The sequence below is a fragment of the Halopseudomonas sp. MFKK-1 genome (assembly GCF_027474385.1).
Lineage (GTDB): Bacteria > Pseudomonadota > Gammaproteobacteria > Pseudomonadales > Pseudomonadaceae > Halopseudomonas > Halopseudomonas aestusnigri.
This window is the reverse complement of sequence record NZ_CP114836.1, coordinates 892,398-909,189: the sequence shown is the minus strand read 5'-3', so window position 1 is coordinate 909,189 and position 16,792 is coordinate 892,398. Positions and strand designations below refer to the sequence as shown.

Below are 16,792 nucleotides of genomic sequence, written 5' to 3'. Positions count from 1 at the left end.
GAACGGCAGGCAGATCCGGGCAGGGGGCCCTTGATGGCCCGGTTGCTTGCCTCTGGTGCAACGCCGGAGGCAGTGCTGTTTATCACGATTGCCGATCAGGATGACAGGCTGCAACTGATCGGCAGCGGCACGGACGGCGAGCGCTTGTCAGCCCTGGCCGAAGGGCTTTCAAGTCGAGGTGTTTGCGCATCGGTGCAGCGCAGCGCCAGCTCACCGCTGGACCAGATTGCCGCAGAACTGTTTGGCGACTTCGCCGGCGAATGCATTGAGCTGCGGTTGGGAGCAATCTTTGACGAGCCGGGTTACAGCGGTATTGGCCAGGCACTGAGCGACTGGCGCGAGAAAGGTACGCTGCTGGTGTGTCTGGATCGCGTTGACGGGGGCCAGCGCCTGAAATCGCTGTACGACTCCTCCTGGCTTGACCTGATGTCCTCGTGGATTGAGCAGCATCAGTGGCGTCAGGTTGTCACCGGCTTTAATGCTGGCGGCAGTAACGACCAGCCCGGAATCGGAACGCTTTGCCTGCTGCAGGCAGCCCTGGGGTTGGCCGGCATGCGATTACCCGAGCGCCTCGTCGGCTTTGACCTGGACGATGCGCGCCGCGCGCTGGTTGGCTTTGGCTGGATGAGTTGATTAACGATTCTCGAGCGTTGCTCTGAGGCAGGCCCAGACTTGGGCCGTCCCTGACGTCAAGTCTGACCCCAGCCCTTCTGCCGATGGAGAGAGAAACAACTTTCCATCGACCCTGATCGTTCAGACGCGCTGGTGTGGCTGCTTTCGGCCAGGATCGGACGGTTGACTAGTCACTTGATGGCCGACATTCGCGGTCAAGCACTGCCATCTTGCAGTGGCCTTTGTATTCGAGATTGGAGAGTTCTTGAGTTGAACTCTCGAGGTGGCTAACATCAACCAGCGGCGCTCGATTCAGCCCGCATCATTTATCGAGGTTTGGATGTTGGAGATTGCAGTAATCCGATAACCCGAACCCTGCACACGCAGGGGATTCAGGTTGTCGCGTTCACAAACAATTGCAGGCCACCAGCGGTGGTTTGCGGGTTTTGTTCGTCCTGATTACTGCAAATGGATTATCCACATGACTACGTCCAAGCCGAAGCAAGCGGCTCTTCATAAGCTTGCCCCTGATTGCCACACCACCGATGCATCCGGCGACTCAGGCTGTTCTGCGCCTGTCGCATGCGATCGCCATAAGGATTTATCACCTCCTGACAGATATTGTCGTCACGGCGAGTCCATCGCCAGGGTGACTGCTGTTGATCGCGATCAGTACACCGTCAGGAATGCCGAGAGCGAAGTGCCTGCCAGGCTGACGGGAAAAGCCATCTACGCCAGCGCATCTTCTGTCGATCTGCCTTGCGTTGGTGACTGGGTGAGCGTCAGGTATCACGACTCCGGTGCCCATGCGAGCATCCTTGAGGTGCTGCCGCGCACGTCGTTTCTGCGGCGGAGAAAGCCTGGCGCCAAAGGTGAGTTCCAGATGATTGCCGTCAATATCGATTTGGCCTTCGTTGTTCAGTCCTGCCACGTTGACTTCAATGTGCGAAGACTGGAGCGCTATCTGGTGATAACGAGCGAAGGGGGTATCGAGCCAGTGATACTGCTGACCAAGAGCGATTTGGTCAGTCCGGTTGCATTGGAGCAATTGATCTCGAGGATTCGCGACGCCGGGATAGGCGCCAGAGTCATCGCGCTGAGCAATTTCAGTGGCAATGGCGTTGACCAGGTTCGCGAACTGATTGAGCCAGGTAAAACCTGCTGTCTACTCGGCTCATCCGGCGTAGGCAAGACAACGCTCATCAATTCTCTGGTCGGTGACTGCGATCTGACTACCAGCGCAGTCAGCGCTTCCGGCGAGGGCAGACATACCACCACCCGGCGCCAGCTTATCGTGCTTGAGCAAGGTGGGTCTTTGATCGACATGCCTGGTATGCGCGAATTGGGGATGCTTGGCGTCAGTGAAGGTATCGACGACAGCTTCAGTGATATCCGGGCGTATTCGCACAAATGTCGGTTTGCCGACTGTACGCATACCAGCGAACCGGGCTGCGCCATTCGGGAGGGCATCGCTAACGAGGAGTTGGACCCTGAGCATTTCCAAAATTATCTCAAGCTCAAGAAGGAATCCGAATTTCACGAGATGTCGAATCTTGAAAAACGCAGGAAGGACAGGGCGTTTGGAAAGTTCGTGCGTTCCGTCAAGAAAGGCAAGGGAAAGCAGGACAGGTATTAGGGTCAAGACAGAAGAAGGGGGCTACCGGGAAAGCGTTTTCTTCAAGGGAAAATGGCGCACTCGGCGGGATTCGAACCCACGACCCCTGCCTTCGGAGGGCAGTACTCTATCCAGCTGAGCTACGAGTGCGTTGCGCTGTTGCGGTCATTGCGACCTTTGGCCGCACCTTGGCTGCCTTTGTGTGTTGCAGTCGGCGGCAGGTGCGTTTCAGCGCGGCAATGATACGCATTGAACGGGGCCGCGTCCATGCCTCAGGGTGGATTCCTTGCGTGCTGTGGCAAGTCGGGTACTTTGTCGGGTGGGGGTTTATCGGTATACTCGCGCACATTGTCCGGGCAATGCACTTGGGCGCAACACTTATAGCCATGATGAGGATGCACAAGGTGATGACTTTGAAGAAGATTCTGCTGGCCTCGGCGGCCATGCTGGCCGTAGTTGCCGGTAATGCTTTCGCTGCCACCGCGAACGAAGAGGCTATCGCTGAACGTCTGAAGCCTTACGGTACCGTCTGCCTGGCAGGTGATCCGTGTGCTGACGAGGTTGCTGGCGGTGGCGCTGCTGCTGCGGCGGGCCCGCGCTCCGGTGCCGATGTGGTTGGCAAGTTCTGCTCTGCCTGCCACAGCGCCGGCGTACTGGGCGCTCCGAAGATTGGCGACACCGCTGCCTGGACAGCCCGTCACGGTGGTGACCTGAACGAGTTGCTGAAGAACGCCATTGCCGGTCTGAACGCGATGCCGCCGAAAGGCACTTGCGGCGACTGCTCTGACGATGAGCTGATGGCGGCGATCAAGGAAATGTCCGGTCTCTGATCTGACCTTTCGTCCCGCTATGAACGCCCCGCCCTGTGCGGGGCGTTTTGCTTTGTGGCTCAGGAGCCTTTGAGCAGGTCGCGCAGGTTGGACAGTGCCGCTTTACCGCGGGCCTGCTTCTGCTCGACCGGTGCTTCCTCGGTGCCTTCCCACTCCAGATCCTCGGACGGAATTTCGTCCAGGAAGCGGCTGGGCGCACAGTCGATGACTTCGCCAAACTGGCGGCGCTTGGCAGCGAAGGTAAACGTCAGCGTCTTGCGCGCACGGGTAATGCCGACATAGGCCAGCCGGCGTTCTTCTTCGACGCTGTCGGCTTCGATGCTGGAGCGGTGGGGGAGAATCTCTTCCTCCATGCCCATGATAAACACGTGCGGATACTCCAGACCCTTGGAGGCGTGCAGGGTCATCAGCTGCACCCGGTCGGAGTCCTCTTCCTCTTCCTGGCGTTCGAGCATGTCACGCAGGACCAGCTTGGCAATGGCATCTTCGATGTTGCTCTCGCCGCTTTCGTCCTTTTCCAGGATGCTTTTGATCGAGTCCAGCAGGAACCAGACGTTGCCCATGCGCTTGGCAGCGATCTCGTCGCTGGAGCAGTTCTGGCGAATCCAGTTCTCGTAGTCCAGATCGAGCACCATGCGTCGCAGGGTTTCAATCGGGTCGCCTTCGTAGCACTGCTTGCGAATGCCGTCGAGCCAGGTGATGAAGCGCTGCAGCTTTTCGGTGTAACGGGCATCCAGTCGCTCGCCCAGCCCGATCTCGGTGCAGGCCTGGTACATGGTGATCTGACGTTCGTTGGCGTAGGTGCCGAGCTTTTCCAGAGTGGCCGGGCCGATCTCGCGGCGCGGGACGTTGATAACCCGCAGCAGGGCGTTGTCGTCATCCTGGTTGACCAGCAGGCGCAGGTAGGACATCAGGTCCTTGACCTCCTGCCGGCTGAAGAAGCTGGTGCCGCCGGACAGGTGATAGGGGATCTGATGGTGCTGCAGCTTGAGTTCGATCAGCCGCGCCTGATGGTTGCCGCGGTAGAGAATGGCGAAGTCGCGCCACGCACGCTTGTGCTGGTGGTGCTGGTTCTGAATCTCGACCGCCACGCGCTCGGCCTCGGCCTCTTCATTGCGGCAACGGATCACGCGCAGTGGCTCGCCGTAGCCCAGCTCGCTCCACAGTTGCTTCTCGAACACATGCGGGTTGTTGGCAATCAGGGTGTTGGCGGCGCGCAGGATACGGCTGGTTGAGCGGTAGTTCTGCTCCAGCATGACTACCTTGAGCTGCGGAAAGTCTTCCTTGAGCAGCGCCAGGTTTTCCGGGCGGGCGCCGCGCCAGGCGTAGATCGACTGGTCATCGTCACCGACCACGGTAAAGCGCGATTGCGCGCCGACCAGCATCTTGACCAGCAGGTACTGGCTGGCGTTGGTGTCCTGGTATTCGTCGACCAGCATGTAGCGGATGCGAAACTGCCACTTCTCGAGCACATCGGGGTTATCGCGAAACAGCACCACCGGAATCAGGATCAGGTCGTCAAAGTCGACCGCGTTGTAGGCCTTTAGGGTGCGCTGGTAGTGCATGTAGACGCTGGCGGCGGTCTGCTCCTGCGGGGTCTTGGCCTTGGCCAGTGCTTCATCCGGCAGGATCAGGTCGTTCTTCCAGTTGGAGATCTGTGCCTGGATGCCTTCGATGCCGTCTTCGGCGCCGTAATCCTTGTGCATCAGATCGGTAATCAATGCCGTGGCATCCTGTTGATCGAAGATCGAGAAGCCGGGCTTGTAGCCGAGTCGCTGATGTTCCTTGCGGATGATGTTCAGGCCGAGGTTGTGGAAGGTCGAGACGGTCAGGCCGCGGGCGTCCGGTCCCTTGATCAGCTGGCTGACCCGCTCCTTCATCTCGCGTGCGGCCTTGTTGGTGAAGGTCACGGCGATGATGTTTTGCGCGCGGATACCGCACTCCTTGACCAGATAGGCGATCTTGCGTGTGATCACACTGGTCTTGCCGCTACCGGCCCCTGCCAGTACCAGCAGCGGCCCGCTGATATATTCGACGGCTTCCTGTTGGCGGGGGTTGAGGCGTGACACGGCTTTGATACTCCTGAACGGGCGGGCAATAGTAGCAGTTTTCGTGTTGAGACCGGATGAGCGGTGCGGGTGAAGCTTGGTAATTACGCAAAATTTCGCTATAAGTAACTTCACAAAAATGCTGTATATATCTAAATTTAAAAGAATCTTTGCCTTTCGAGACGTAATGTGACGCTGTCAGCCCTGCCTGATGTCGCAGTGGCTTCCAGAAAGATGTCAGCCAAATCAAGTAGATAGCTTGGCTAGCTGGAGGGTGGGATGGTGAGTGTCAGTGTTGTTCTCGAACCTTGGGGGATCGCCAGTTGAGCGATGACAGTGCGACGCAGCGGGTAGTAATGCTCGATAGCGACCACGGAGCCTACGTGCAGCTCTGTCGGCGGCTATCGGCATTGGCACGTCTGCCCTTCGTGCTGGAGCGTATGGATGACTGGCATCAGCTGCAGACCCGAATCAATCAGGGTGAGGTACAGGCGGTACTGTCGCGTTCGGCGAATCTTTCCCTGCTGCAGGACTGTGGCGTCCCCGTCATTCACTTGGTCAGCGAGCCGGATTTCTCCGGGTTTAACAGCGGCTTGAACGACAGTCTCTGGGAGCAGGCGTCAGCCAGCGAGATGGTGCGTTGCCTGCAGTACGCCATTGAACGCCACCGGCTGCGCAGTGCCCTTGAAAGGGCTGCAAGCTTCGACCCGCTGACCGGCACCTGCAATCGGCAGATGCTTCAGGATCGCCTCAAGCAGGGCATGCGCCGCGCCCTGCGTACCAATCAGCCGCTGGCGGTGTTCTGTGTCGACATGGACAACTTTCGCCACGTCAACGATACCCTCGGCCACAGTGCCGGCGACGCCATTATTTGCGAAGTGGTCGAGCGGCTGCGCTCGGTGCTGCGCAACACCGACACCATCGGCCGCATGGGCAGCGACGAGTTTGCTCTGGTAGTCGAGGATTACGGCTCGTCCAGCAACCTGCTGCAGATCGCGCAGAAGATCATCAACGAGCTGGCCGAGCCCTTCAACGTCAACAGTGAAGGCATGCTGCTCGGCTGCAGTGTCGGTATTGCCACCTATCCTGAGGGTGGCCAGACCGTCGACAGTCTGTTGCTGCACGCCAATCTGGCGATGCTGCAGGCCAAGGGGCAGCGCGGCTGCAATTTCCACTTTTACGACGAGCGCATCAATCTGCAGGCGCACAGCCTGATCGAGTTTGAGGCTTCGCTGCGCCATGCGCTGCGGCGCGGTGAGTTTGAGCTGCACTATCAGCCTCGGGTTGATCTCGGCAGTGGCAAGATCGTTGGCCTTGAGGGGCTGATTCGCTGGCGTCATCCCGAGCGCGGTCTGCTCGGTCCCAACGAATTCATTCCGTTGGCCGAGGAGACCGGCCTGATCGTGCCAATGGGCTATTGGGTCATTGCCCGCGCCTGCCACGATCTGGCCCAGATGAAGAAGCGCAATATGGCACCGGTGCACGTGGCGGTGAACATGTCGTTCCGCCAGTTCCAGGACAGCGCGCTGCTGTCGACGGTCAAGCGCCTGCTCGAACGCACCGGCATCGACCCGCACTGGCTGGAGTTCGAGCTGACCGAGACCGCGGTCATGCAGCAGCCGGAGCAGGTGCTGATGACCATGGACGGGATGACCGGCCTGGGGCTGCGTTTTTCGCTGGATGACTTCGGCACCGGGTTTTCGTCGTTCGTTCACCTGCACAGCCTGCCGATCAACCTGCTGAAAATTGATCGCAGTTTCGTCAAGGCGATTGCCGAGCGTACGGCCGATCGTCAGTTGGTGGGGGCGATGATCGACATGGGGCACAGCCTGGGGCTGGAAGTCGTTGCCGAAGGCGTCGAATATCGCGACCAACTGGAGATTCTGCGCAGTCTCGGGTGTGATCAGGTACAGGGCTATTTCATCAGCCCGGCGCTGGCATTCGAGGAGCTGTGTTACTTCATGGATGCCTACGCGATGGGGCGTGAGGAAGAGTGCGGATCGGCAACCGGTCTGTCACTGATTTCCTGATTGCTGCAGGTTAAACGCAAGGCGACGACCGGCACCGCTGGCGCCAGCGTCTCGACACCGGTGCCGCCCCGCTGCTACTCACTATAGTCCACCTGTTCGCGCCTGCCAGTTATTGCATACCTTTTCTCTAGCCGGGCTGGCGGTCCAGCTGCCGATATTGCAGCGCTTCTGCCAAATGTGAACGGCTGATCTGCGCTACGGCGTCCAGATCCGCCAGCGTCCGCGCGACCTTGAGTACCCGGTGACTGGCCCGATGGGAGAGCCCAAGGCGGGTGACCGCCTGCTCCAGCCACTGACCATCGGCGTCGCTCAGCTTGCAGTGCGTACGCAAGCTCTCCAGTCCCATATGGGCATTGAGACCCTGCTGCCGATTCAGCTGGCGCGCCCTGGCGGCTGCCACCTGCGCCGCAGCAGTCGCGCTGTCCGGCCGGCCGGGCTCGTTGTTGCCCTGCAGGCTGAATGGCTCGTTGCGCATCGCCAGATGCAGGTCGATGCGGTCCAAAAGGGGGCCCGACAGCTTGCTGCGGTAGCGCTGAACCTGCTCCGGCGTGCAGCGGCAGCGGCTCGATGGGTCACCCTGATAGCCGCAGGGGCAGGGGTTCATCGCCGCTACCAGTTGAAATCGGGCAGGAAAGCGCAGTTGCTCGCGGGCGCGGGCGATGTGAATCGCACCGGACTCCAGTGGCTCACGCAGCATCTCCAGTACCTTACGATCGAACTCCGGCAACTCATCCAGAAACAGCACGCCATGATGTGCCTGGCTGATTTCACCGGGGCGTGGCTGGCTGCCGCCGCCAACCAGCGCTGCAGCGGATGCACCGTGATGGGGCGAGCGGAAGGGGCGCGCAGGCCAGGCGCTCAGCGGCATGCGGTCGCAGACCGATTGAATCGCCGCGACCTCGAGTGCTTCCTGCTCCGCAAGTGGCGGCAGAATGCCGGGCAGACGGCTGGCCAGCAGGGTCTTGCCGGTTCCGGGTGGCCCGAACAGCAGCAGATTGTGACCGCCGCTTGCGGCGATGATCAGCGCCCTTTTGGCCTGCTCCTGTCCCTGTACGTCGGCGAGGTCGGCATGCCTGGCTGGCTCTGAGGGCGCTGTCGGGGGGAGGTCGGGCAAGCGCTGCTCACCGCGCAAGTGCGCACATAGCGGCAGCAGATGATCGGCAGCGATCAGTTCGATCCCGCTGACCAGGGCGGCTTCGGCCGCGTTAGCGGCCGGCAGAATCAGCTTGCGACCGGCATCGCGGCAGGCCAGCGCCACCGGCAGCACGCCCTGGATCGGTCGCAGCTCGCCGGACAGCGCCAGCTCGCCGATGCACTCGCAGTCGGTCAGCGCCTGCGCCGGAATCTGCCCGCTTGCCGCCAGCAGCCCGAGGGCGATGGCCAGATCAAAGCGGCCGCCATCCTTGGGCAGATCGGCGGGCGCCAGGCTGATGGTGATGCGCTTGCTGCCCGGGAACTCCAGCTGCGCGTTCAGCAACGCGCTGCGCACCCGGTCCTTGCTTTCACGGACCGCCGTTTCCGGCAAGCCGACCAGGGTCAGGCTGGGCATACCGTTGGCAAGATGGACTTCGACCTGGACGGCCGGCGCGTCGATACCCAGACGCGCGCGGCTGTGGATGGTGGCCAGGGACATGATCGCTCCTTGATCAATACCTGATACTGCCGAGGGTCAGGCGATAACGTGTGGGTTGGCAGCAAGGCTGCTGCCAAGGGGCATCAGGGGGCTTTGGCTTCCAGCTCGCTGACGCGCTTTTCCAGCGCTTCCAGGCGCTCGCGGGTGCGCATCAGCACGGCCTGCTGGGTATCGAACTCGTCACGGCTGACCACATCCAGCTTGCTCAGCGCGCTTTGCAGCAAGGCCTTGAGATGCTTCTCGACTTCCACGTTGGGTAGCCCCTGTTCGCTCATCAGCAGTTTGGTCGCCTGAGCGCTGATGGTGTCTATCACCAGTTTGTGCAGCATATGCCTGTTACCTGCGGGTCAAGAGGGCTGACGGGCCTGCAAGTGTAGCACTCCGATCCGGCTCGCCGAAATCCGCGCCGTGCTTGTGCGTACTTTGTGCGCGCGCACCACGCTTGTGCACTATGCTGGTGCATGGGTAGTGCGTTGATGATGGCCTGCTGTCCCTGTTTATTTGCAACCAATTGAAAATTAACGGGAAAACAAAATTGGCAGGGTTTCTGCAAAGCTTGCTCCAGCTGATCCCGGCGGCATGTCCCTCTACGGGGCACGGCATCGGGGCGCAGCCAGAATCGTGAGCGATCACATCGGGAGCACAATAATGAAGCGATTGACCCTGGCAGGTTTGACCCGTAATCCGCGGTTAGGCATCGGGAACACCCAGGCGCTGCCAGCGGGGGCAGGGACGCAATTGATCTCTGCCTGTGTCGAGATGAGTGCGCCGGCATGTGCAGGGCGTGTCGGCGATTCTGACGACTGCGACAGCACTTTTGTTTTGTCCGTTTCTAAAAGCCTCTAACTCGGCATAGACTTGTGCTGTCCCCCAGGGCAGTCCATCACACGGGAGTATCGAAATGAAACTAGTAACGGCTGTAATCAAGCCTTTCAAGCTGGATGACGTGCGTGAAGCGCTGTCTGAAATCGGCGTTCAGGGCATCACCGTAACCGAGGTCAAGGGCTTTGGTCGTCAGAAAGGTCACACCGAGCTGTATCGTGGCGCTGAGTACGTTGTCGACTTCCTGCCGAAGGTGAAGATCGACGTTGCCATCGCTGACGACATGCTGGATCGCGTTATCGAGTCCATCACCAAGGCAGCCAACACCGGCAAGATCGGTGACGGCAAGATCTTCGTGGTCAACCTCGAACAGGCCATCCGCATCCGTACCGGCGAGACCGGCACCGACGCCATCTAAGGCGGGTTGTTCAACAGACAGCAGTAACCAAGCCTATATGGGGGGCTTAAAATGGAAGACATCGTACAAATCAAGTACGCGCTTGATACATTCTACTTTCTGATCTGCGGTGCTCTGGTGATGTGGATGGCGGCGGGTTTTGCCATGCTCGAAGCCGGTCTGGTCCGCGCCAAGAACACCACTGAAATTCTGACCAAGAACGTGGCCCTGTACGCAACGGCGTGCACCATGTATCTGCTGATCGGCTACCACATCATGTACTCCAGCCCGGAAGGCGGTATCTTCCCGAGCTTCGGCGTGCTGATCGGTGCCGAGAACACCGTTGAAGACGTACTCGCCGGTGGCGACGATGCACCGTACTACTCGGTTGCTTCGGACTTCTTCTTCCAGGTCGTGTTCGTTGCGACTGCCATGTCCATCGTTTCCGGTGCGGTTGCCGAGCGCATGAAGCTGTTCGCGTTCCTGGTCTTCGCCGTGATCATGACTGGCTTCATCTACCCGATCCAGGGCTTCTGGAAGTGGGGCGGTGGCTTCCTGAACGAAGCTGGCTTCCTCGACTTCGCCGGTTCCGGTGTGGTTCACATGACCGGTGCTACCGCTGCTCTGGCCGGTGTGCTGCTGCTGGGCGCTCGTAAGGGCAAGTACGGCTCCAACGGTCAGATCAACGCCATCCCGGGCGCCAACCTGCCGCTGGCCACTCTGGGTATGTTCGTCCTGTGGCTTGGCTGGTTCGGCTTCAACGGTGGCTCGCAGCTGGTTGTATCCAACATCTCCGATGCCAACGCTGTTGCCCAGATCTTCGTCAACACCAACGCTGCTGCTGCTGGTGGCCTGATCGCTGGTCTGGTTGTTGCCCGCATCCTGTTCGGCAAGGCTGACCTGACCATGGCACTGAACGGTGCACTGGCTGGCCTGGTTGCCATCACTGCCGAGCCGCTGACTCCGAGCGGTCTGCAAGCCACCCTGATCGGTGCTGTAGGCGGCGTGATCGTAGTCTTCTCTGTCCTGGCTCTGGACAAGCTGAAGATCGACGATCCGGTCGGTGCCATCTCCGTTCACGGTGTGGTCGGTATCTGGGGTCTGCTGGCTGTATGCCTGACCAACAGCGACGCTACCCTGACCGCTCAGCTGATGGGTATCGTAGTGATCTTCCTGTGGGTGTTCATCTCCAGCCTGATCGTCTGGAGCATCATCAAACTGGTGATGGGCCTGCGCGTCAGCGAAGAGGAAGAGTACGAAGGTGTGGATATTTCCGAGTGCGGTATGGAAGCCTATCCGGAGTTCACCAGCAAGAAGTAATCGCTGGTAGAACACGCAACACCAGACGGGGCGCCCATTGGGCGCCCCGTTTTTTTGTGCCTGTAACCCTTGCAATGAGGGAGGAGACCATATACGACCTTCCCGTGAGTGGGCAGGATCAGGCCTGTGTGGGGATCTCGACCCGCACCAGCAAGCCACCCAGTGGACTGGCCTCAAACTGCACAGCGCCCTGATAGCGTGCTGCCAGGTCCCGCACAATCGCCAGCCCAAGGCCGTGCCCCGGCATCTGCTGGTCCAGTCGCCAGCCGCGGGTGCCGAGCTGGCTGCGTTCCTCGGGCGCTACGCCCGGCCCGTCATCGTGGACCTCCAGAATACGCTGATCGGCCTGCTCGCTCAGGCGCACCCGAACGCGGCTACGTGCCCATTTGCCGGCGTTATCGGCGAGGTTGCCCAGTAGCTCGCTGAAATCCTGCTCTTCCACCGGCCAGCGGGCAGACTCGGCGAGGCTGGAGTCCAGTTCGAATTCAATATGATTGTGCAGCCGGCCGAGCATCCACAGCAGCTCGCGGGCCTGTTCCAGCGGCTGGCAACTGCTGCCGGCCAGCGGGCCGCCGGAATGGCTGGCATGCAGGCTGCCGTCCAGCTGGCGACTGATGTCGTCCAGGCGCTGGCTGATCTGGCTGCGGGTCTCGGGTGTAATCGGTTGCTCGCTGCTGATCAGTTGATTGATTGCTGCGATGGGGGTCTTGATCCGGTGCGACAGATTGGCGTTGGCCTCACGGACCTTCTGCAGGCGGTGTTGCAAGGTGTCGAGCAGTTGATTGAGCTGACCGATAAGGCCGCTGAACTCCTGGGGTACGGCGTCTCCGAGCCGTTGCAGGTGCCCTTGCTTGAGCGCTTTGAGATCCTGCTGCAGTTGGCGTACCGGGCGCATCGACAGCTGCACAGCCAGCAGAATCAGGGCAAACAGGACGGCCAGCAGCCCGATCGCAACCGCCGCAGTCCATAGATGCAGCTCGTGGGCGCTGGCCTGCAGCTGGCTGTAGTCTTCGGCTGCGACAATGGTGACCGGCTGGCCGTTGATCTGCGTTTCGGTGCGCCAGGCCATATAGCGGTGGGCCGCCGGTTCGCCCTCGGGTACGCCGTGCAGTTCGATCAGACCCTGATCGGGCAAGTCCAGCCAGGGTAGCAGCAGATCGGACCACTGTGGATGTGACAGGCGCGCGTGTTCGCCGATCCTGAGTACAAACAAGTGATGTGACAGTGCACCGAAATAGTTGCCGTCGAGCGCCTCCAGCCCGGCGGGAGAGCCGAGTTGCTGCTCGATCATGGCCACCTCCTGCTGCAGGCGCTCGCGCACGAAGTCGCGGGACATGCGATCCAGCAGTGCCCCATGCAGATACCACGCGAGCAGCATGAACAGGGTGGCAAACGGCAGCAGCCAGAGCAGCAATGTGGTGCGGATCGAGCGGGTGCGCCTAGTCGTCGGCAGAAAAGACATAGCCTTGCCCCCGTTGGGTCTTGATGGCGTCCCGGCCGATCAGCAGGCGCAGCCGGCGGATATAGGTTTCGATGGTGTTGAGCGTGGGCTCGGCGTCCAGATTATAGAGCTGCTCCAGCAGTGCTTCCTTTGGATGCAAGCGATTCGGGCGGCTCATCAGACAGCGCAGCAGACGAAACTCGGTACCGGTCAGTGGTTGCCATGCACCGTCCGGGGTGCGCACCCGCTGGCGCTCCTCATCGAGCAGGTAGTTGCCGGCCTGAATCTGCGTGTGACTGCGGCCCTCGCTGCGCCGCAATAGCGCCTGTAGCCGGGCCAGCAGCTCTTCCGGGTGAAAGGGCTTGGTCAGGTAGTCGTCGGCCCCGGCTTTCAGGCCGTTGACCTTGTCCTGCCAGCGGTCGCGGGCGGTCAGCAGCAGAATCGGCAGATCTCGCCCGGCGTCGCGCCAGCGCGCCAGCAGCTGCAGGCCGTCGCCATCGGGCAGGCCGATATCCAGCACAATCAGCCGGTAGTCTTCCTGCAGTCCGAGTTGTTCGGCGGTCACCGCCGAGCCGGTTGCGTCGACCGCGAATCCGGCCTGATTCAGGCTGTCCTGCAGGCTGCTGCGCAGCAGGTCGTCATCTTCCACAAGCAACAGGCGCATCGGCAGGTTCCTTTTTATCCAAGTGGTTCAGTCAGGATTCAGTTTCGCTCGGCAATCTTGGGTTCAGCACCGAGATGATGGGGCAGAGAGTGCATCGGCAACCGGGGTGGTTGTCAATTCTGTGTCGAACGTCGCCCCATCGGTTAACAGGAGAGACAGCATGAATCGCATATTGAACGGACTGGCCGCAGCGCTGCTGCTGAGTGCAACGACCGCTGCAGGCGCTGCTTCCGGCGCCGGCGGGCAGCCCGGTGACCCGCAGCAGGTAACGCGGACCATCGAGGTAGTCATGCACGACAACTACTTCGAGCCTGAGCAGCTGTCGTTTGCAGCAGGCGAGACCGTGCGCCTGAAGGTGCGCAACGAAGGCGCCCTGGTCCACGAATTCAACATCGGCACGGCGGCCATGCACGAAGCTCATCAGGGACAGATGCAGATGATGGTCGATCATGGCGTTATCCGGGGCGACCACCTCAATCGCGAGTTGATGAAGATGGACATGGGCGGTGGGCACAGTATGGCGCACGATCATGCCAACAGCCTGCTGCTGGAGCCGGGGCAGGAGGCTGAGTTGGTCTGGAAGTTCGACCACGCCGACCACCTGGAATTTGCCTGCAATGTGCCCGGGCACTATCAGGCCGGCATGATGGGGGGCATCGATGTCGAGTAGAGCATTGCTCTCGGCGCTGGCACTGCTGCCGGCGCTGAGCTGGGCCGGTGAGTACCGGCTTACTGTCGACGAGGTGACCATCGACACCGGCGACTTCCGCAAGCAGGGCATTGGCTACAACGGTGCATCGCCGGGGCCGGTATTGCGCTTTCGCGAAGGCGAGGACGTCACCATTCATGTCACCAACAACCTCGATGAGCCGACCTCGGTGCACTGGCACGGACTGATACTGCCGTACCAGATGGACGGAGTGCCCGGACTGAGTTATCCGGGCATCGCGCCGGGTGAAACCTTCACCTATCGCTTTCCGATCACGCAGTCCGGCACTTACTGGTTCCACAGTCACTCGGGATTTCAGGAGCCGGATGGCGCCTATGGCGCGATCATCATCGAACCGAATGGTCGTGAGCCGTTTCGCTATGACCGCGAGTACGTGGTGCAGCTGACTGACAAGCACCCGCACTCGGGCGACCGCATCATGCGCAACCTCAAGAGCTCGGCGGACTACTACAACCGTCAGCAGCAGACCGTCGGTGACTTCTGGCGCGACAGCCAGGAACACGGCCTTGCAGCGACGCTCAAGGATCGCCTGATGTGGGGCGATATGCGCATGATGGCCAGCGACATCGAGGACGTGCAGGGTTTTACCGGCCTGATCAACGGCAAGGGGCCGGAGCAGAACTGGACCGGGCTGTTCAAGCCGGGTGAGCGTGTGCGCCTGCGCCTGATCAACTCCTCGGCGATGACCTATTTTGACGTGCGCCTGCCCGGCCTGAAGATGACCGTGGTGCAGGCGGACGGCAACAACGTCCAGCCGGTGACCGTGGATGAGCTGCGTATCGGTGTGGCGGAAACCTACGATGTTATCGTCCAGCCCAAGGAAGATCGGGCCTACACGGTATTCGCCGAATCCATGGGGCGCTCGGGTTTTGCCCGCGGCACGCTGGCTCCGCGTGAGGGCATGCTGGGCGAGATTCCCGAGCTGCGTCCGGCACCGTTGCTGACCATGGCTGATATGGGCATGGCGCATGCGGGTATGGATCATGGCAGCATGAGCCACGGTGACATGGCCGGCATGGATCACGGCAGCATGAACCATGGTGAGATGGCCGGTATGGATCACGGCAGCATGAACCACGGAGATATGGCCGGCATGGATCACAGCGGCATGAACCACGGCGATATGGCTGGTATGGATCACGGCAGTATGAACCACGGCGACATGGCTGGTATGGATCACAGCGGCATGAACCACGGCGACATGGCCGGTATGGATCACGGCAGCATGAACCACGGCGCTATGGCCGGCATGGATCACGGCAACATGAGTCATGGCGAGGCCGCAGCACTGCCCGCTGATCCCTTCTACGCCCAAGGCAGTGGCCTCATTCCCCAGGCCTATAACGACGGTCGCTTCCTGTCCTATGCCGACTTGCGTGCGCAGAAGCCGTTGTATGAAGAGCGTGAGCCGACGCGCGAGATCGAGTTGCGGCTGACGGGCAATATGGAGCGCTATATCTGGTCGATCAACGGCATCAAGGAGTCGGACGCCGAACCGATTCGCCTGCAGTACGGCGAGCGGGTGCGCTTCAAGTTCGTCAACGAAACCATGATGACTCACCCGATGCACCTGCATGGCATGTGGTCGATCCTCGACGTTGGCGCAGGCCAGTGGAATCCGGTCAAGCACGTGATCAGCGTGGCACCCGGCACGACCGTCTATATGGAGACCGAGGTCGACGCGCCGGGCAAGTGGGCCTTCCATTGCCACCTGGCCTATCACGCGGCAGCCGGGATGTTCCGCACCGTGATTGTTGAGGGTGGCCCCGAAGGAGGTGACTCATGAAGCGCCTGATGACGGCGTTACTGCTGTCGGCCTCGGCATCAGTGGGCGCCGAGGAAATGCGTCACTCCATGCATCATGGTTTCTTCTATGGCCTGCAGGCCGATGCCCTGGAATACCGCTACGGTGACAGTGGTGAGGAGCTGGGGTATTGGAGCACCGAAGCCTGGTGGGGCACCGATGAGTTGAAGGCGCTGTGGCTGAGCGAAGCCGAGTACGACTTTGATCATGACAGCTGGGAAACCCTCGACAACCGCCTGGCGCTGCAAACCCCGGTCAGCGACTTTATGGACCTGCGTGGTGGCCTGCGTTTCGACACGCCCGACGGTGAGAACCGGCACTACGCCTTTGTCGGCCTGAGTGGTCTGCTGCCCTATTGGCTGGAGATGGACAGCAATCTGTACCTGAGTGAGCACGGCGATCTGTCGCTGGATCTCGCGCTGGAATACGAGCTGCTGCTGACCAACCGCCTGCATCTGACCCCGGAGCTGGAGTTCGATGCCGCCCTCTCGGATGACGAAGCAGTTGGGGTTGGTCGTGGTCTCAGCGGTATGGAAGCCGGCCTGCGGCTGAGCTACGACCTGGTTGATCGTGCCGTCGTGCCTTATGTGGGGGTGCACTACGAACGGGCCTTCGGGCGCAGCGCCGACTTTGCCGTGCAGGACGGTGAAGATCGCGACGGCTGGTTTGCGGTCGCGGGCGTAAGGCTGATGTTCTAGCTACGCAGTGCTGCGTCGCCGGCTGGAACCTCGCAGCCGGTAGCGCAGTCGCAAGGTCAGGGTGATCGTGTTCTGTGCCGCTGGGGCGGCGTTGTGCCAGCCGGTGCAGGCACTGCCCAGATGACACAAACCGGACAGCAGGAGTGAC

The 16,792-nt window shown here is 60.8% G+C and carries 14 protein-coding genes and 1 tRNA gene; 9 read left to right on the top strand and 6 right to left on the bottom strand.

The window, feature by feature from the left end:
• Positions 1 to 33: 33 nt before the first annotated feature.
• Both O5O48_RS04075 and rsgA read left to right on the top strand, forming a co-directional pair.
• The gene (locus O5O48_RS04075) at positions 34 to 633 is read left to right on the top strand and encodes a hypothetical protein (protein ID WP_269688222.1); all 600 of its coding nucleotides are present in this window, start codon (positions 34 to 36) and stop codon (positions 631 to 633) included.
• A 460-nt stretch (positions 634 to 1,093) separates the two neighbouring features.
• The gene (gene rsgA / locus O5O48_RS04070; RefSeq protein ID WP_269688221.1) at positions 1,094 to 2,248 is read left to right on the top strand and encodes a ribosome small subunit-dependent GTPase A; all 1,155 of its coding nucleotides are present in this window, start codon (positions 1,094 to 1,096) and stop codon (positions 2,246 to 2,248) included.
• Positions 2,249 to 2,300: 52 nt separating this feature from the next.
• Here the strand turns inward: rsgA and O5O48_RS04065 are convergent.
• Positions 2,301 to 2,377 (bottom strand) — tRNA-Arg (locus tag O5O48_RS04065).
• 257 nt (positions 2,378 to 2,634) lie between these two features.
• Between O5O48_RS04065 and O5O48_RS04060 the strand changes: the two genes are divergently transcribed.
• Positions 2,635 to 3,057 (top strand): c-type cytochrome, encoded by a 423-nt coding sequence (locus O5O48_RS04060; protein ID WP_160003183.1) that lies wholly within the window; start codon positions 2,635 to 2,637, stop codon positions 3,055 to 3,057.
• Positions 3,058 to 3,116: 59 nt separating this feature from the next.
• Here O5O48_RS04060 and rep read toward each other — a convergent pair whose 3' ends face one another.
• A complete protein-coding gene (gene rep, locus O5O48_RS04055) occupies positions 3,117 to 5,126 on the bottom strand; it encodes a DNA helicase Rep (protein ID WP_228245657.1) in 2,010 nt (669 codons plus the stop codon).
• 302 nt (positions 5,127 to 5,428) lie between these two features.
• Between rep and O5O48_RS04050 the strand changes: the two genes are divergently transcribed.
• Positions 5,429 to 7,135 carry a putative bifunctional diguanylate cyclase/phosphodiesterase gene (locus O5O48_RS04050; RefSeq protein ID WP_140418580.1) on the top strand — a complete coding sequence of 569 codons (1,707 nt, stop codon included), beginning with the start codon at positions 5,429 to 5,431 and terminating at the stop codon, positions 7,133 to 7,135.
• Between the two features lie 127 nt (positions 7,136 to 7,262).
• On the opposite strand, the gene O5O48_RS04045 is transcribed toward O5O48_RS04050, so the two are convergent.
• Positions 7,263 to 8,768, bottom strand: a complete 1,506-nt coding sequence (locus O5O48_RS04045) for a YifB family Mg chelatase-like AAA ATPase (protein ID WP_269688220.1) — start codon at positions 8,766 to 8,768, stop codon at positions 7,263 to 7,265.
• Positions 8,769 to 8,851: 83 nt separating this feature from the next.
• Positions 8,852 to 9,097 (bottom strand): accessory factor UbiK family protein, encoded by a 246-nt coding sequence (locus tag O5O48_RS04040; protein WP_269688219.1) that lies wholly within the window; start codon positions 9,095 to 9,097, stop codon positions 8,852 to 8,854.
• 572 nt (positions 9,098 to 9,669) lie between these two features.
• Between O5O48_RS04040 and glnK the strand changes: the two genes are divergently transcribed.
• Positions 9,670 to 10,008 carry a P-II family nitrogen regulator gene (gene glnK / locus O5O48_RS04035; RefSeq protein ID WP_088276303.1) on the top strand — a complete coding sequence of 113 codons (339 nt, stop codon included), beginning with the start codon at positions 9,670 to 9,672 and terminating at the stop codon, positions 10,006 to 10,008.
• 51 nt (positions 10,009 to 10,059) lie between these two features.
• Positions 10,060 to 11,307, top strand: a complete 1,248-nt coding sequence (locus O5O48_RS04030) for an ammonium transporter (protein ID WP_088276302.1) — start codon at positions 10,060 to 10,062, stop codon at positions 11,305 to 11,307.
• 118 nt (positions 11,308 to 11,425) lie between these two features.
• On the opposite strand, the gene O5O48_RS04025 is transcribed toward O5O48_RS04030, so the two are convergent.
• Positions 11,426 to 12,769 (bottom strand): ATP-binding protein, encoded by a 1,344-nt coding sequence (locus O5O48_RS04025; protein WP_269688218.1) that lies wholly within the window; start codon positions 12,767 to 12,769, stop codon positions 11,426 to 11,428.
• Entirely contained in the window at positions 12,747 to 13,412 is a 666-nt protein-coding gene (locus tag O5O48_RS04020; protein WP_269688217.1) for a response regulator transcription factor, read from the bottom strand. The genes O5O48_RS04025 and O5O48_RS04020 overlap by 23 nt, the downstream gene beginning before the upstream one ends.
• Before the next feature lie 160 nt (positions 13,413 to 13,572).
• Here O5O48_RS04020 and O5O48_RS04015 point away from each other — a divergent pair, with 160 nt between their 5' ends.
• From O5O48_RS04015 to O5O48_RS04005, 3 genes are read left to right on the top strand one after another with little or no spacing between them, the layout of a single operon-like run.
• Entirely contained in the window at positions 13,573 to 14,082 is a 510-nt protein-coding gene (locus O5O48_RS04015) for a cupredoxin domain-containing protein (protein WP_269688216.1), read from the top strand.
• A complete protein-coding gene (locus O5O48_RS04010; RefSeq protein ID WP_269688215.1) occupies positions 14,072 to 15,928 on the top strand; it encodes a copper resistance system multicopper oxidase in 1,857 nt (618 codons plus the stop codon). The genes O5O48_RS04015 and O5O48_RS04010 overlap by 11 nt, the downstream gene beginning before the upstream one ends.
• Positions 15,925 to 16,644, top strand: coding sequence for a copper resistance protein B (locus tag O5O48_RS04005; protein ID WP_269688214.1), 720 nt, complete (start codon positions 15,925 to 15,927; stop codon positions 16,642 to 16,644). Before O5O48_RS04010 ends, O5O48_RS04005 begins: the two co-directional genes overlap by 4 nt.
• The last annotated feature ends 148 nt before the right edge of the window (positions 16,645 to 16,792 follow it).

Excerpts from the sequence above, each read along its gene's own strand:
- glnK (WP_088276303.1), top strand. The coding sequence starts at position 9,670 with ATGAAACTAGTAACGGCTGTAATCAAGCCTTTCAAGCTGGATGACGTG.
- O5O48_RS04015 (WP_269688216.1), top strand. The coding sequence starts at position 13,573 with ATGAATCGCATATTGAACGGACTGGCCGCAGCGCTGCTGCTGAGTGCA.
- O5O48_RS04020 (WP_269688217.1), bottom strand. The coding sequence starts at position 13,412 with ATGCGCCTGTTGCTTGTGGAAGATGACGACCTGCTGCGCAGCAGCCTG.
- rsgA (WP_269688221.1), top strand. The coding sequence starts at position 1,094 with ATGACTACGTCCAAGCCGAAGCAAGCGGCTCTTCATAAGCTTGCCCCT.
- O5O48_RS04075 (WP_269688222.1), top strand. The coding sequence starts at position 34 with ATGGCCCGGTTGCTTGCCTCTGGTGCAACGCCGGAGGCAGTGCTGTTT.
- O5O48_RS04010 (WP_269688215.1), top strand. The coding sequence starts at position 14,072 with ATGTCGAGTAGAGCATTGCTCTCGGCGCTGGCACTGCTGCCGGCGCTG.
- O5O48_RS04045 (WP_269688220.1), bottom strand. The coding sequence starts at position 8,768 with ATGTCCCTGGCCACCATCCACAGCCGCGCGCGTCTGGGTATCGACGCG.
- O5O48_RS04030 (WP_088276302.1), top strand. The coding sequence starts at position 10,060 with ATGGAAGACATCGTACAAATCAAGTACGCGCTTGATACATTCTACTTT.
- O5O48_RS04060 (WP_160003183.1), top strand. The coding sequence starts at position 2,635 with ATGACTTTGAAGAAGATTCTGCTGGCCTCGGCGGCCATGCTGGCCGTA.
- O5O48_RS04005 (WP_269688214.1), top strand. The coding sequence starts at position 15,925 with ATGAAGCGCCTGATGACGGCGTTACTGCTGTCGGCCTCGGCATCAGTG.
- O5O48_RS04025 (WP_269688218.1), bottom strand. The coding sequence starts at position 12,769 with ATGTCTTTTCTGCCGACGACTAGGCGCACCCGCTCGATCCGCACCACA.
- O5O48_RS04040 (WP_269688219.1), bottom strand. The coding sequence starts at position 9,097 with ATGCTGCACAAACTGGTGATAGACACCATCAGCGCTCAGGCGACCAAA.